Origin of the sequence: Microbacterium sp. MPKO10 (genome assembly GCF_026107415.2) — a bacterium.
In the GTDB taxonomy this organism is placed as follows: domain Bacteria; phylum Actinomycetota; class Actinomycetes; order Actinomycetales; family Microbacteriaceae; genus Paramicrobacterium.
The window spans coordinates 235,489-249,333 of the sequence record NZ_JAPCHX010000002.1 but is presented as its reverse complement, the minus strand read 5'-3'; the positions used below and the strand labels follow the sequence as shown (position 1 = coordinate 249,333).

The 13,845-nt window shown below is 64.5% G+C and carries 11 protein-coding genes; 6 read left to right on the top strand and 5 right to left on the bottom strand.

Annotated features, from left to right (window positions below; genetic code table 11):
- Positions 1-55: 55 nt before the first annotated feature.
- Positions 56-1,573: a PucR family transcriptional regulator gene (locus OK352_RS05800; protein WP_265140503.1), complete on the bottom strand. Its 1,518-nt coding sequence runs from the start codon at positions 1,571-1,573 to the stop codon at positions 56-58.
- Between the two features lie 125 nt (positions 1,574-1,698).
- Between OK352_RS05800 and OK352_RS05795 the strand changes: the two genes are divergently transcribed.
- Both OK352_RS05795 and OK352_RS05790 read left to right on the top strand, forming a co-directional pair.
- On the top strand, positions 1,699-2,586 hold the full coding sequence (locus OK352_RS05795; RefSeq protein ID WP_265140502.1) for an arginase family protein: 888 nt from the start codon (positions 1,699-1,701) through the stop codon (positions 2,584-2,586).
- A 33-nt stretch (positions 2,587-2,619) separates the two neighbouring features.
- Positions 2,620-4,041 carry an MFS transporter gene (locus OK352_RS05790; protein ID WP_265140501.1) on the top strand — a complete coding sequence of 474 codons (1,422 nt, stop codon included), beginning with the start codon at positions 2,620-2,622 and terminating at the stop codon, positions 4,039-4,041.
- 2 nt (positions 4,042-4,043) lie between these two features.
- Here the strand turns inward: OK352_RS05790 and OK352_RS05785 are convergent, their stop codons facing one another.
- The 3 genes from OK352_RS05785 to OK352_RS05775 form a co-directional block, all read right to left on the bottom strand.
- A complete protein-coding gene (locus OK352_RS05785; protein WP_265140500.1) occupies positions 4,044-5,432 on the bottom strand; it encodes an MFS transporter in 1,389 nt (462 codons plus the stop codon).
- 351 nt (positions 5,433-5,783) lie between these two features.
- Entirely contained in the window at positions 5,784-7,448 is a 1,665-nt protein-coding gene (locus OK352_RS05780; RefSeq protein WP_265140499.1) for an ABC-F family ATP-binding cassette domain-containing protein, read from the bottom strand.
- A 209-nt stretch (positions 7,449-7,657) separates the two neighbouring features.
- The gene (locus OK352_RS05775; protein ID WP_265140498.1) at positions 7,658-8,773 is read right to left on the bottom strand and encodes a mannose-1-phosphate guanylyltransferase; all 1,116 of its coding nucleotides are present in this window, start codon (positions 8,771-8,773) and stop codon (positions 7,658-7,660) included.
- Between the two features lie 166 nt (positions 8,774-8,939).
- Between OK352_RS05775 and sdhC the strand changes: the two genes are divergently transcribed.
- Genes sdhC through OK352_RS05755 form a run of 4 tightly spaced genes read left to right on the top strand, consistent with a single transcriptional unit; the run spans position 8,940 to position 12,403 of the window.
- On the top strand, positions 8,940-9,359 hold the full coding sequence (sdhC, locus tag OK352_RS05770; RefSeq protein WP_265140497.1) for a succinate dehydrogenase, cytochrome b556 subunit: 420 nt from the start codon (positions 8,940-8,942) through the stop codon (positions 9,357-9,359).
- Positions 9,360-9,373: 14 nt separating this feature from the next.
- On the top strand, positions 9,374-9,823 hold the full coding sequence (locus OK352_RS05765; protein WP_265140496.1) for a succinate dehydrogenase hydrophobic membrane anchor subunit: 450 nt from the start codon (positions 9,374-9,376) through the stop codon (positions 9,821-9,823).
- Between the two features lie 7 nt (positions 9,824-9,830).
- Positions 9,831-11,642, top strand: a complete 1,812-nt coding sequence (gene sdhA, locus OK352_RS05760; RefSeq protein WP_265140495.1) for a succinate dehydrogenase flavoprotein subunit — start codon at positions 9,831-9,833, stop codon at positions 11,640-11,642.
- A 2-nt stretch (positions 11,643-11,644) separates the two neighbouring features.
- Entirely contained in the window at positions 11,645-12,403 is a 759-nt protein-coding gene (locus OK352_RS05755; protein ID WP_265140494.1) for a succinate dehydrogenase iron-sulfur subunit, read from the top strand.
- A gap of 425 nt (positions 12,404-12,828) precedes the next feature.
- Here OK352_RS05755 and OK352_RS05750 read toward each other — a convergent pair whose 3' ends face one another.
- Positions 12,829-13,794 carry an FHA domain-containing protein gene (locus OK352_RS05750; RefSeq protein ID WP_265140493.1) on the bottom strand — a complete coding sequence of 322 codons (966 nt, stop codon included), beginning with the start codon at positions 13,792-13,794 and terminating at the stop codon, positions 12,829-12,831.
- Positions 13,795-13,845 lie beyond the last annotated feature (51 nt).

Below are 13,845 nucleotides of genomic sequence, written 5' to 3'. Positions count from 1 at the left end.
GCGTCCCTTTCACAGACGGCGACGTGGCAATGCTCCTACCGTAGCGGTCGCGCTGCTAAGTCGGGTCGCGATCGTCCGGTTCCAGGGCGAGCCAGAGCAAGACGCGGTCTCTGGGAGACTCGAGTGAGACGTCGAGGATCCGCTCTGCCTCGGCGAGACGTGCGTTGACCGTCTGCCGATGGATACCAATGCTCGCTGCCGCGCGCTCGCGAGCTCCGTTACACCGGAGGAATGCACAAAGACTCCCTGTAAGCCGTCGGGACTCACCGTCGGCGGCGTCCAGACGACGCCTCCACTCGGCGAAGAGCGGCTCCTCACCTGCGCGGTCAGCAATCCACTCAACGATATTGTCCGCAGTCACCGCCGTGTACTCGGCTACCGGCAAGCCTGTCGAGTCCCGCGGTACGAGCCGTTGGGCAAGGGCCGCTTCGCGGACGCACTCACGCAGTTCGTTCGGTGGATGCTCCGCGCTGATGCCGGCTTTCCACGGAACGTCGGCACCAATCGTGCTTTCCATCGCGCGCGTGATGCTTGATGACTGGCGGTTTGATGTGACCGCGGAGACGACGGTGACGATGCCTGCACCCCGGACCATCACCAGCCCTTCGATATGTTCTGCCTCATACGACGAACGCAACCGGGCAGCCGCGTCGTCGAGAGCATCACCGTCAGCCTCCGTCATGATCTGGGCCACGCGGCACGCACGCACGCCAGGGATCAGGATTCGCATCAGAGCATCGTCGGCGGGCAGCTCTCCGTCGAGGACGAGACCAGCGATGTCCTCGCGGACCGACAGTGGATTGACAGTCTCTGAGTCCGGCCGAAGCACGGTGGCAACAGATCCGATGATGTTCTGCTCGACAGCCGAATATCGTCGTCTGCGTGCCACCGCGAGAATAAACGATGCTGCGCGGGATGTGTAGATGACGAGATCGCCGACCCCGGCCGTCGCACTCTGCCGTTCCGAGTCGCTGTGAATGCGAATCTCGTTCCGGACGCTGTCGAGTTCCGTCTCGTCGAGCTCTGCCCCTCCATCGAGGAGGTCCTCACTCCCATCAGCACGACGAAGAAGCACCGTCGCCTCGAGGACTCGGGCGACAGTGACAAGGCTGTCATGCACCAACCCTGCCGTCTGCGCATTCCTCGCGAGTCGCTGCTGCACGTCCAGCATCCGATTGACCTGGGACAGTTCTTCGGCCGCGATGCGACGCGACACGTATTCGGCGATGGCGATGTACGGAGTGCTCAACGGGACAGCCAGCAGGGGGATGCCAGTGGCCCGGGCCGCCTCGACCCACGCCCGCGGGACGTGATCCGAGACGAACCCGACGCCGTATCCGACAGCGGTGATGCGCTTGGATGCAAGCGATTCGAAGAGCGCGAGCACATCGTCATCGCTGCGATCGATGAGTCCCGTGGTCAGAAGAAGCTCATTCCCGCTGAGCCAGGGACTCGGATCCCCGATCTCAGAGACGTGAACCCATCTGATCGTCCGCCCTGTGAGTTCGTGCCCAACAGTGCAGCTGAGCTGCAGCGATTCGTCAGCGAGAAGGTCCGCGACGGTCACACTCATCGTGCCATCCAATTCTCGCGATTACCGTGAACATTACTTACTAGTCTCACGATAACCGTGATTGGCCTTTGTGTGTACACACCGCAGACTGGGGGCGTCCCGTCCCTCACGAGCAAGGATTCCGAATGACTGATCGCCGTTCTTTCGAGATCATCGGCGCCCCATTTGACGGCGCGTCAACTCTCGGTGTTCCGGGCTCGCGGTATGCACCCGGTTCGATCCGCCGAGCGCTCGAATGGATCACGATGCGCGTCGAGGACGGTTCCGTGTATTCCCTCGAAACCGGCGAATTGCATGATGCTCCGCACATCGTTGACGGTGGCGACGCGCATGTCGTGGCTCACGACCTCGAGACCACGCTCGTCAATACGAGTGATCGCATCGCGCAGGCGATCCGCGCCGGACGCGTACCGCTCCTGCTCGGCGGCGATGATTGCTTCCTCTACGCCGGCACTCGCGGTCTGCATGAGGGAACTGGTGAAGGAACCATCGCGGTCATCCACTTCGATGCGCACCTGGATGTGATGGATGAGAATGAGCAGCAAGGGCGGCATAGCCAGTCAAGCGGCATGCGCCGGTCACTTGAATTGGAACGCGCCAGTCGGGATCACAGCGTGCAGGTCGGGCTGCGTCATTTTAACTTCCCGTCATCGCGCGCCTACGTCCTCACCGACGGGCCGGCGCAGATCACCGCGCGTACGGTCGATCAGATCGGAAGCACAGGGACCGTGGATCGCGTGCTCGGCAGAATAGCCGGAGCTGATCATGTTCATCTGAGCTTCGACATCGACGCCGTCGACCCAGCGCACGCACCAGGCGCCGGTGCGTCAGAGCCGGGTGGAATCACGTCGCGCCAGGCAATCGACATCGTCAGCGCGCTCGCGCCGCACTGCAATTCCTTTGCCGTGACCGAGGTCAACCCGATGACCGATCATCACGACATGACATCCACACTCGCAGCCTACCTCTGCTACTACTTCTCAGTGTTTGGGCAGCAGAGCGCACGGGCCTGACGCGGGCCGCACAAAGACAATGGAGTTTTCACCGTGACTACGCCAAATCACACAGGTTTCACCGGACCATACGACACAGGAACGATAAATGTCGTGAAGCGTCGGCAGCTGAGGCGAACCGTACTCGGCACGTTCGTCGGCAACGTCATGGAGTGGTACGACGTCGGGGTGTTCGGCTATCTCATTGTCACGCTCGGCCCGGTGTTCCTTCCCGAGGCCGACACTGCCGCCCAGGTCGTCTTCATGCTGGGGACCTTCGCCAGTACGTACCTCCTCCGTCCGCTCGGCGGCCTGTTCTTCGGCTGGCTCGGAGACAAAATCGGGCGCAAACGCGTCTTGTTCATGACGCTGACGCTCGTCGCGTCTGCGACATTCGCCATTGGCCTGCTCCCCACCTACGCCGTGGTCGGGCTGCTTGGTTCGGTACTCCTCGTACTTCTCAAGATGTTGCAGGGGTTCTCAGCCGGTGGGGAGTTCACCGGCGCCATCACCTTCATCAGCGAATCGGCGCCCGACAAGAGGCGCGGGTTCTATGCAGCGTTCCTCGATGCAGGCAGCTATCTGGGATTTGCGCTCGGAGCCGCTTTGGTGACTGCCCTGCAAGTGGCCTTCGGCCAGCAGGCGATGCTCGATGGACTCTGGCGGGTCCCCTTCCTCATCGCGGGACCGATCGGGCTGATTGCTATTTACCTGCGAATGCGCGTCGAAGAGTCTCCGCAGTTCAACGCGTTGCTCGAAAGTCGACGGCAAGAGAAAGGCGCACGCCGAGGGCGACTGAGGCTGAATCCGATTCGAGCGTTTGCAGAGAACTGGCGAGCGCTGTTGATGGTGATCGTGCTCGTTGCTGCCGCCAACTCGGCGGGCTACGCCTTCACCTCTTATATGCCGACCTATCTGTCAACTGTTCTCGAGCACGATGCAGTCCAGAGCAATCTGATCTCACTTCCGCTCCTGCTGCTCATGGCTTGCTCGATGCCACTCGTCGGAATGCTATCCGACCGTGTCGGCCGCAAACCCGTGCTCTTCGGCGCGTCGATCTGGGTCATCGTCCTGAGCGTCCCCGCGTTCGCACTATTGGGCAACGACAGCCTGGCCGGCACTGTCGTGGGCCTCGCGCTCATCGGCATTCCTGTCGCGCTCTACATGGGAACGCTTGCGTCGACCTATCCGGCTCTCTTCCCCACGAGCAGTCGCACGACAAATCTCGGTGTCTCGTACAACATCTCTATCGCTGTGTTCGGCGGGACCGCTCCTCTGGTGATCGACGCGCTGATCCGGGCGACAGGAAATCAGTACGCCGCCGCCTTCTACCTGATCGGCATGTCGCTTATCGGCCTCGTCGCCGTCACGCTCCTTCGCGAGAGCGCTGGGCATCCGCTCAAGGGGTCAGAGCCCAATGTGGAGACTGAGCGGGAGGCCCACACGCTCAATGCGCAGAGAACCGCGCAACACTGAGCTCACCGGCGGGCGACGTGGGAGCCCGCCTGCGCCGGCAGCCGCGCCGCCTCAATCGTCGGGAAGAGCAGAAGTGCCGCGACGACGAGAAATGCCCACCGGTAGCCGAGCCCGCCATCTGCCGGGTCGACGAGTTCAGCAATGCCGGTTGTGAACCGCACGATGAGTGCGGCGACGGCAATGCCGAGCCCCGTGGCGACCTGCTGCATGGTCGAGGCGAGCGTATTCGCCTCGTTCGTCTGCGCGGGCTCGACATCGGCGAACTGCACCGAGTTGTACCCGCTGAACCCAATCGACCGGAACACCCCACTCGCGAACAGCGCCACGGCGATCACCGCGAGCGGCGTTTCCTGCGTGAGAAACGCGCACCACACGTACACGGCGGCGCCCGCGAGGTTGCTTCCCACAATCACCGTACGAAATCCGAAGCGTCTGATGAGCGGGCTCGTCGCCGGTTTGATCATGATGTTGCCGGCAAACACGGCGACGACGAGGATGCCGGCGAGCGACGCGCTCCAGCCGAATCCCTCTTGGAACATCAGGGTGAAGACGAACGGTGCTGCGCTGATCAGCAGACGATAGACACCCCCGCCCACATTGCCCACGCGGAATGTGGCGATGCGCAGGGCACCGAAACGCAGCAGCGGGTGGGCGGCTCGCAGCATCCGCCATACCCCGAGCGCTCCGGCGACCAGGCTGAGCCCGATCAGCAGCAGAGCGGGCACGAGGTTCTCGCCGAGCTCTTCCATGCCGAGCACGAGCGCGGCGAGCGCCACGCCCAGCAGGGCGAACCCGATGACGTCAAGTGGATGCCGCTGCGCGATGTCCCCCGCGGGAACCAGCTTTAGGGCAGCGACCAGCGCGATGCCGCCAATGGGAATGTTGAGCAGAAAGATCCAATGCCACCCGATCGTGTCGGCGATGATCCCGCCGATCGCCGGGGCGAGAACGGGAGCGAGAAGCGCGGGCCAGGTGAGGTAGGCCATGGCGTCGAGCAGGTCCCGCTTGTCGACCGCGCGCAGCACCGCCAGGCGGCCGACCGGCACCATCATGGCGCCGCCTAAACCCTGCAGCACCCGCGCGGCGACGAGAAGCGGCAGCGTCGGGCTGAGGGTGCAGAGCAGGGACGCCACGGTGAAGATCCCGATCGCCACGCAGAATACCCGCTTGGTTCCGAACCGGTCGGCGAGCCAGCCGCTCGCGGGAACGCCGACGGCAAGCGTGAGCAGGTACGCGGTCATCGCCAGGTTGATGTCGACGGCACGCACGCCGAAATCCATGGCCATCGCCGGGGCGGCTGTCTGGATGATTGTGCCGTCGAGGTTCTCCATGAAGAATGTGGCGGCGACGAGCAGCGCGAGCGGACGATTGAGGGTCTGCGAGCGCGGCATCCCCCTATTCTGCCGTGCGAGCCGCCGACCTGCCCTGCTCTGGCCTGCTCTGGCCGACACTCCGCTCCGCTGGCTCTGCAGCAGTGCACCCCCGACTCAGCGCCACTTCCGGAACTCAGCCCTCGAAAATACTGGCGCGCACATCCGAAACTGGAGCGCAACCCCCGAGAGACCCCTGTTACTGCGGCAACGCAAACGCCGGCCCGCGCTGCCCCGCTGGCTCTGCACCAGGGCACCGCTCCGCTGGCTCTGCAGCAGTGCACCCCCAACTCAGCGCCACTTCCGGAACTCAGCCCTCGAAGATTCCGTAGCCCACTTCCGAAACTGGCGCGCACATCGCCAGAGACTCCGCTACTGCGGCAGCGTAAGCTCCTGGCCATTCCAGCGGCGCCGCAACCACCGGTCGTGGCTCGCGATCACCACGGCTCCCGGGTACGTGCCGAGGGCGTGCTCCAGTTCTGTCGCGAGGGCGAGCGAGAGGTGGTTCGTCGGCTCGTCGAGCAAAAACAGGTGTGGCGGTTTCGCGATGATGAGCGCAAGTGCCACCCGTCGCTGCTGGCCGACCGACAGCATCCCGACCGGCCGGTCCGCATCACGCGGCGCGATAAGTCCGAGGGAGGTCAGCGGCACCAGCGCGGCTCTCTTCTCACCGAGGCTCTTCTCATACACATCGCGCACCGTCGCTTCGGGCCGCGCGAACCGGACGTCCTGCTCGAGCAGCTGCATGCGCAGCCCGCGACGCCGCGACACACTCCCGCTGTCCGGCCGCAGGCCACCCGCCAGCACGTGCAGCAGCGTCGACTTACCAGCCCCGTTGGGTCCCGTGATCAGCAGCTGCGACTGCGGTTCGATCGTCACGCGGTCCACCGTCAAGCGGCCGGCAACGACGACATCGCGTGCGGCAAGCAGCGCGGATCCGTCACCGAGAGCGTGGCTGCCCGACGGGATGCCGGCGAACGAGAGCTGCTTCGGTGGTTTGCGCACCTGGTTCTCGCGCAGCTCCTCAAGACGCCCGCGCGCATTCTTCACGCGGCGGCTCACAGTAGCGTCGGTGCGAGCCTGTTTGAACTTGACGATGAACTTGTCATTGTCGGTCGGACCTCTGCCATGGTTGACCTGCCGAGCACCGACATCAACCGCGAGCTTCAGCCGCTTCAGTTCGTCTTGCTCGGCCGCGAACTGCGCCTCCCATCGTTCACGCGCACGCTCCTTCTCCGCGAGGTACTCGGTGAAGCTGCCGCCAAACACCGTCACGCTGCCCGTCTCACCGACCGCAGATGGCGACGCGTCGAGATCGACGAGACCTGTCGCGACCTCGTCAAGAAAGGCACGGTCGTGACTCGCGAAGAGCACGGGTCCGCTCCAGCCGCTCAGCTCGTCACGCAGAAACCCGACAGCGGCATCGTCGAGATGGTTTGTCGGCTCGTCGAGCAGCAGAGCGTCGGGCCGCTCGAGCAGCAGGGCGGCGAGGGCGAAGCGACTGCGCTGGCCCCCGCTCACAGCGTCGAGCCGACGGTCCAGAGGGATGCTGTCCAGCCCGAGTCCGGCCAGCACGCGGTCTCGTCGGGCATTGACACCCCAGACGTCGAGCCGCTCGGCGTTCTCAAGAGCCGCGGCATAGCGCTCGGTGGCGTCGCCCGAGGAGCCGAGCTGCTCGGCAGCATCCGTCATTTCTCGTTCGGCGTCCCTGTGCTCGGCAAGGGCGCGCTCGATCAGGTCGTCCACAGTGTCGTCGGAGTCGTGCGGCACCTCCTGCCAGAGAAGCCCGGTGCGCAGCGGCCTCGCCACCGAGCCGCTGTCGGGCTCGTCGGCACCCGCCGCAATGCGCAGCAGCGTCGACTTGCCTGCGCCGTTCTCACCGATCAGGCCGATGCGCGCGGTACGAGCGATCGTGAGGCTGACGTCGGTGAGCACACGGCGGTCTCCGAACGATCGTGAGACTCCGTCGATGCGGATGTGGTCGAGTCGAGCTGCGGCTGGTGTCGTCGTGGTTGTCACAGGTGTCTGTGTCGGCATCTGGTCCCCTGTTTGGGTCGGCCAGGCGCGCGCACGATGACAGTGCCATTCACGGTGAGTGAGTGCGGGAAGAATCCCAGCGCGCCTGTCATCGGTGTCCGCCGGGCTTGAGCCTCGGACGCGGACCGGACAGGTATGCGCTAGTTCTTCACGATGGCTGAGCCTAAATGATTGAGCTCCCCGTTGTAAAGAGCCCGGAGCCAATCTGCCTAGAGAACGTCGTCTCTGCCCGAGATCTTGAGCGCGTCGACCACGCCCTTCACACGCTGCGCATTCTCGCTCGTCGTGACCAGTAGCGCGTCAGGCGTATCCACGACGACGATGTCTCTCACTCCGATGAGGCTCACAACGCGATCGCTGTGCGACACGACGATGCCGCTCGATGCGTCAGAGAGCACTCGCGCGTTCTCGCCGAGAATGGCCAGGTCGCCGACTCGCCCGTTCGAGTTGAGCTTCGCCAGCGACGCGAAGTCGCCCACGTCATCCCAGTCGAAGTGACCGGGCACCACGGCCATGCGGCCCTTCGCCGCCGCCGGCTCGGCGACAGAGTAGTCAATCGCGATCTTCTTCAACGTCGGCCAGAGCCGGTCGACAGCGGGGCCACGCGTTGTCGGGTCGTCCCACGCCGCGGCAAGTTCGATGATCGCCGCATGCAGCTCCGGTTCGTTGCTCGCGAGCTCGTCAAGCAGCACATCCGCGCGCGAGATGAACATGCCCGCGTTCCACAGATAGCCGCCGCTCTCGACGTACTCCTTGGCGCGCTCCAGGTCGGGCTTCTCGACAAACGAGTCGACGGTGAGCGTCCCGTCCGAGTCCTCGATGCCCAGGTCGGCCCCCGTCTTGATATACCCGAAGCCGATCGCGGGTTCGGTGGGCCGGATGCCGATGGCGGTGATGTATCCCGCATCGGCGGCCACAATCGCGTGCTGTACCGCAGAGCGGAAGATCCGGTCGCCACGGATGACGTGGTCGGCGGCAAACGATCCCACGATCACGTCCGGCTCACGGCGGTGCAGAATCGCGGCGGCGAGGCAGATCGCCACCGTCGAGTCACGGGGATCGGCCTCAAGCACGATGTTCTCATCGGCGATCTCCGGGAGCTGCGCCTCGACAGCCGAACGATGCGCACGCCCGGTGACCACCATGATGCGCTCGTCTCCGGCGATGGGGGCAAGGCGGTCCCACGTCGCACGCAGCAGCGTCACACCAGAACCTGTCAGATCGTGCAGGAATTTCGGCGCGTCCGCGCGCGAGAGCGGCCACAGTCGCGACCCGATGCCGCCGGCGGGGATCACGCTGTAGAAGCGTCGAATAGCGTTCGTCATGCCTCCACGGTACCGGCACACACCCGCCAACTATCTCGATATCGAGACACTAAGGGTCCCCTTAGGGGCAGAGTGGCCTCCAAGCGGCATAGACTGGGAGCCAGCGCTTAGCGCTCGCCGGCCGTCCGGCCGACGCAGAATGCGAACCGTCAGGGAGGGTCGTTCCGTGTCAGCGAAGACTGCTGGGACTCCACCAGTGTCAGCGACCACGTCAAAGCGCCCGGCAGGGACTCTGTACCGTGGCCGGGAAGGCATGTGGTCGTGGGTCCTGCACCGGATCACCGGTGTGGCCATCTTCTTCTTTCTCCTCGTGCACATTCTCGACACCGCCCTCGTGCGGGTCTCGCCCGAGGCATACAACGCCGTCATCGGCACCTACCAGACGCCGATCATGGGGCTCGGTGAAGTCGCCCTCGTCGGCGCCATCGTGTACCACGCCTTCAACGGCATCCGGATCATTCTGATCGACCTCTGGAAGAAGGGGCCGAAGTACCAGCGGGCCATGTTCTACGTGGTCGTCGCCGTCTGGGTGATCACCATGCTCGCCTTCGTGCCGCGGCACCTGATGAACGTCTTCGGACACTGAGAGAGGGGAACGACATGTCGCAAACCATTGAAGCTCCCCGCACGCCGGCCATTCCGAACCGTTCGAAGGGTACGAACTGGGAGAAGTGGGGTTGGATCTACATGCGCGCCTCGGGCGTGCTGCTTGTCGTGCTGATCTTCGGTCACCTGTTCGTCAACCTCATGGTGGGCGACGGCGTCCACGCCATCGACTTCGCGTTCGTCGGGGGAAAGTGGTCTGACCCGTTCTGGCAGGTCTGGGACGGCCTGATGCTGTGGCTCGCCCTCATTCACGGCGGCAACGGCATGCGGACGCTCGTCAACGACTATGCCCACAACCGCGGCCTGCGCGGCACCCTCAAGATCGCCATTCTCATCGCCGTGGTCGTCCTGATCGTCCTCGGCACACTCGTGATCACCACGTTCGACCCGTGCCCCGCCGGGTCACCTGCCGACCTGCTTCCCTCGATCTGTAAGGGGCTCTAGCTCAGACATGTCATCAACAAACCCTGCCTCCACCGAGTCGACAGTTGTCGACGGCATCCACTACCACCAGTTCGACGTCGTCATCGTGGGCGCGGGCGGCGCCGGAATGCGTGCCGCCATCGAAGCGGGACCCGGGGCCAAGACGGCGGTCATTTCGAAGCTCTACCCCACCCGCTCACACACGGGAGCGGCGCAGGGCGGAATGGCCGCAGCTCTGGCCAACGTCGAGGAAGACACCTGGGAGTGGCACACCTTCGACACCGTGAAGGGCGGCGACTACCTCGTCGATCAGGATGCTGCTGAGATTCTCGCGAAAGAGGCAATCGACGCCGTCATCGACCTCGAGAACATGGGGCTGCCCTTCAACCGCACGCCCGAGGGCAAGATCGACCAGCGCCGTTTCGGCGGGCATACGCGCGACCACGGCAAGTCGGCTGTGCGCCGCGCCTGCTATGCGGCCGACCGCACGGGCCACATGATTCTGCAGACGCTGTTCCAGAACTGCGTCAAGCTCGGCATCAACTTCTTCAACGAGTTCTATGTTCTCGACATCATCATGGCCGAGGTCGACGGCGAGAAGCAGCCAGCAGGCGTCGTCGCCTATGAGCTCGCAACGGGTGAGCTGCACGTGTTCCAGTCGAAGGCGATCATCTTCGCCACCGGCGGGTTCGGCAAGATCTTCAAGACTACCTCGAACGCCCACACCCTCACCGGTGACGGGGTCGGCATCGTGTGGCGCAAGGGTCTTCCGCTTGAGGACATGGAGTTCTTCCAGTTCCACCCGACGGGCCTCGCCGGCCTCGGCATCCTCCTCACCGAGGGCGCTCGAGGCGAGGGAGCGATCCTGCGCAACGCGTCGGGTGAGCGCTTCATGGAGCGCTACGCCCCGACGATCAAGGACCTCGCGCCGCGCGACATCGTGGCGCGCAGCATGGTGCAAGAGGTGCAAGAGGGCCGCGGAGCGGGCCCGAACAAAGACTACGTTCTGCTCGACTGCACCCACCTCGGCGCAGAGGTGCTCGAGTCGAAGCTGCCTGACATCACCGAGTTCGCCCGCACCTACCTCGGCGTCGACCCCGTCACCGAACCGGTTCCGGTCATGCCGACGGCGCACTACGCGATGGGCGGCATCCCGACAAACAACAACGCCGAGGTGCTCTCGAGCAACGACACGACGGTTCCCGGACTCTACGCCGCGGGTGAGTGCGCGTGCGTGTCTGTGCACGGCTCGAACCGCCTCGGCACCAACTCGCTTCTCGACATCAACGTGTTCGGCAAGCGCGCCGGAAACAACGCCGTCGAGTACGCCAAGAGCGCCGAGTTCATCCCGCTGCCTGACGACCCGGCGAAGGAAGTGCGCGAGACCCTCGAGCGCATCCGGAACGGCGATGGGCCCGAGCGCATCGGGGCGCTGCGCAAGACACTGCAAGACGAGATGGACAAGAACGCGCAGGTGTTCCGCACCGACGAGACGCTCGACGAGGTGACGCAGACGATCCACGATCTGCGCACCAAGTACATGAACATCTCGATTCAGGATCACGGCAAGCGGTTCAACACCGATCTTCTCGAGGCCGTTGAGCTCGGATTCCTGCTCGATCTCGCCGAGGTCGTCGTCTACTCGGCACGCAACCGCAAGGAGTCCCGCGGCGGCCACATGCGCGACGACTACCCGAAGCGCGACGACGAGAACTACATGAAGCACACAATGGCCTACCTCACGGGTGACCCGCATTCGGCGGACGCTTCCGATCACATTCGACTCGATTGGAAACCCGTCGTGATCACCCGTTACGAGCCGATGGAGAGGAAGTACTAGCAATGGCGCAGGTGGTGGAAGACGCACCGGTGTCCAGCGACCCGACGCAGACGTTCACAGTGACGCTGATCATCCGTCGTTTCGACCCGGATGCTGACACGGAACCGCACTGGCAGGATTTCGACGTCGAGATGCTTCCCACGGAGCGTGTGCTCGACGCGCTGCACAAGATCAAATGGGAGACCGACGGCTCTCTGACGTTCCGGCGCTCGTGCGCTCACGGGATCTGCGGATCCGACGCGATGCGCATCAACGGCCGTAACCGTCTCGCGTGCAAGACGTTGATCAAGGACCTCGACATTTCGAAGCCCATCTACGTCGAAGCGATCAAGGGCCTCCCGCTCGAGAAGGACCTCGTCGTCGACATGGAGCCGTTCTTCGAGTCGTACCGTGAGGTGCAGCCGTTCCTCGTCGCGAACAGCAAACCGGGTGCCGGCAAGGAGCGCACGCAGTCCGTCGCCGACCGCGAGGTCTTCGATGACACCACGAAGTGCATTCTCTGCGCAGCGTGCACGTCGTCGTGCCCCGTCTTCTGGACGGATGGACAGTACTTCGGCCCCGCCGCCATCGTCAACGCGCACCGCTTCATCTTCGACTCGCGTGATGACAATGCGCAGGTCCGCCTCGACATCCTCAACGACAAAGAGGGCGTGTGGCGCTGCCGCACCACGTTCAACTGCACCGAGGCATGCCCCCGCGGCATCCAGATCACCAAGGCGATCGCCGAGGTCAAGCAGGCAATCATGCGCGGCAAGCCGTAAGGGCGGACGCCTCCGCAGAACATAGACGCGCGGGATGCTGGTGAACCAGCGTCCCGCGCGTTTTTCGTGTCCCGGTGGTCGACGCCCCGCCATCTGTGCCCAACGTGTCCCTGTTTCTGGCGCGAACCTGTGCCCGGCGCGCTCCCTTCCGCAGTGCGTTCCTGCCCGCAGCACGCTCTCGTGCCCGACGCGCCCCCGCGCCCTGTGTCTTCCCACGCCATCTTCTGATGAGCGCGCCAGAATTCTCTGGAGCTGAAACGTGGAAGTTGCGCGGAGCCGCGCTGGAAAAGCTGAGGAGGGCACGAACCTAAGCGGGGAACCGCAACGGGAGGGCTGGAGAGTGCACGGCAGAGCAGTGCAGACTGGAGCAGGGCTGGATGGCCGAGCGATGCATGGCAGACCGGGACGACGGCGGCGACGTCGGATTAGCCGAGCGGAACCCCGGGCATGATCTCGATCACGTTGCCATCGCCCAGATCGATGAAGGTTCCTGCGGCGACAGCAAGGGATTCCCCAGCTTCCATGCGGCGCCACTGCTGGCCCGGCTCGATGATTGAAGTGCCGTTCGTCGACCCCAGATCGGTCACCACAACCGTGTCCCCGATCTGCCGCACGTCGAGATGGGTCGCCGACACGGTCTTCGTCGGCGAGAGCAGCGGAACAAGCCTCGCCTCGCCGCCGGTTCCGACGCGCGGGCTGCGACCGTATCGGTGCGGGAGGTCGAGGCTGAACGCCTGGCCACCGTTCACGCGGTAGCCGAACATCACCGTCCGCTGCGTGCGCGGTACGTCAGCGAGACGGATGTCTCCGGTGATCACGGCTTGCCCCGGAGCACGCGTGACGGTCTGCCCGTCGTGCGCGTCGCCGTGTGCGTCAAGAAGCGCAGTGCCAGCCGCGTGGTCGGTCGACACCTCATCGGATGCTGCAGGAGCAGCGACCTCGCCGATAGTCATGTCGACGCGCGACGTCGCCACGACACCGGCGTCGAGAGGAAACTGCTGTGTAGCAGCATCCGTGCCTATAGCCACGTGTGTGACGCGCTGAAGCCGCGTGCGCAACCATGGCGAGCTGGCCGAGGGCGCAATGTGCTGCGGTGCGCCCGCCGTCGCGACGTCGAAGCCGCGCGGGCCGTTGACGAGTGCTTGAAAAGATGCGCCCTCTTGACCATCGACAATGTCGCCGATGAGCACGAACGACAGTGGGCGACCCGCCGACTCAGCCGGCATAACGCCCACGAGAGACTCGAAGTCAGCGCCGGAACTTACGCGATCCCAGAGCAGATCGACCAGGTGTGGGTCGGCTCCGGCGTCGAGAGCGATGAGCGTGCCGGGTGACGCAATCACCACAAATGCCGGGGCTGCCGACGGCGCATGGCGAAGGCGTGCGGCCACGATGAGTCCCCTTTACTCTCGAGCATCCGGATTCTGGCGAACCACTGCCAC

Coding starts and splice junctions, on each gene's coding strand:
- OK352_RS05775 (WP_265140498.1), bottom strand. CDS start 8,773: ATGACGAACGCTATTCGACGCTTCTACAGCGTGATCCCCGCCGGCGGC.
- sdhA (WP_265140495.1), top strand. CDS start 9,831: ATGTCATCAACAAACCCTGCCTCCACCGAGTCGACAGTTGTCGACGGC.
- OK352_RS05800 (WP_265140503.1), bottom strand. CDS start 1,573: ATGAGTGTGACCGTCGCGGACCTTCTCGCTGACGAATCGCTGCAGCTC.
- OK352_RS05795 (WP_265140502.1), top strand. CDS start 1,699: ATGACTGATCGCCGTTCTTTCGAGATCATCGGCGCCCCATTTGACGGC.
- OK352_RS05755 (WP_265140494.1), top strand. CDS start 11,645: ATGGCGCAGGTGGTGGAAGACGCACCGGTGTCCAGCGACCCGACGCAG.
- OK352_RS05785 (WP_265140500.1), bottom strand. CDS start 5,432: ATGCCGCGCTCGCAGACCCTCAATCGTCCGCTCGCGCTGCTCGTCGCC.
- OK352_RS05765 (WP_265140496.1), top strand. CDS start 9,374: ATGTCGCAAACCATTGAAGCTCCCCGCACGCCGGCCATTCCGAACCGT.
- OK352_RS05780 (WP_265140499.1), bottom strand. CDS start 7,448: ATGCCGACACAGACACCTGTGACAACCACGACGACACCAGCCGCAGCT.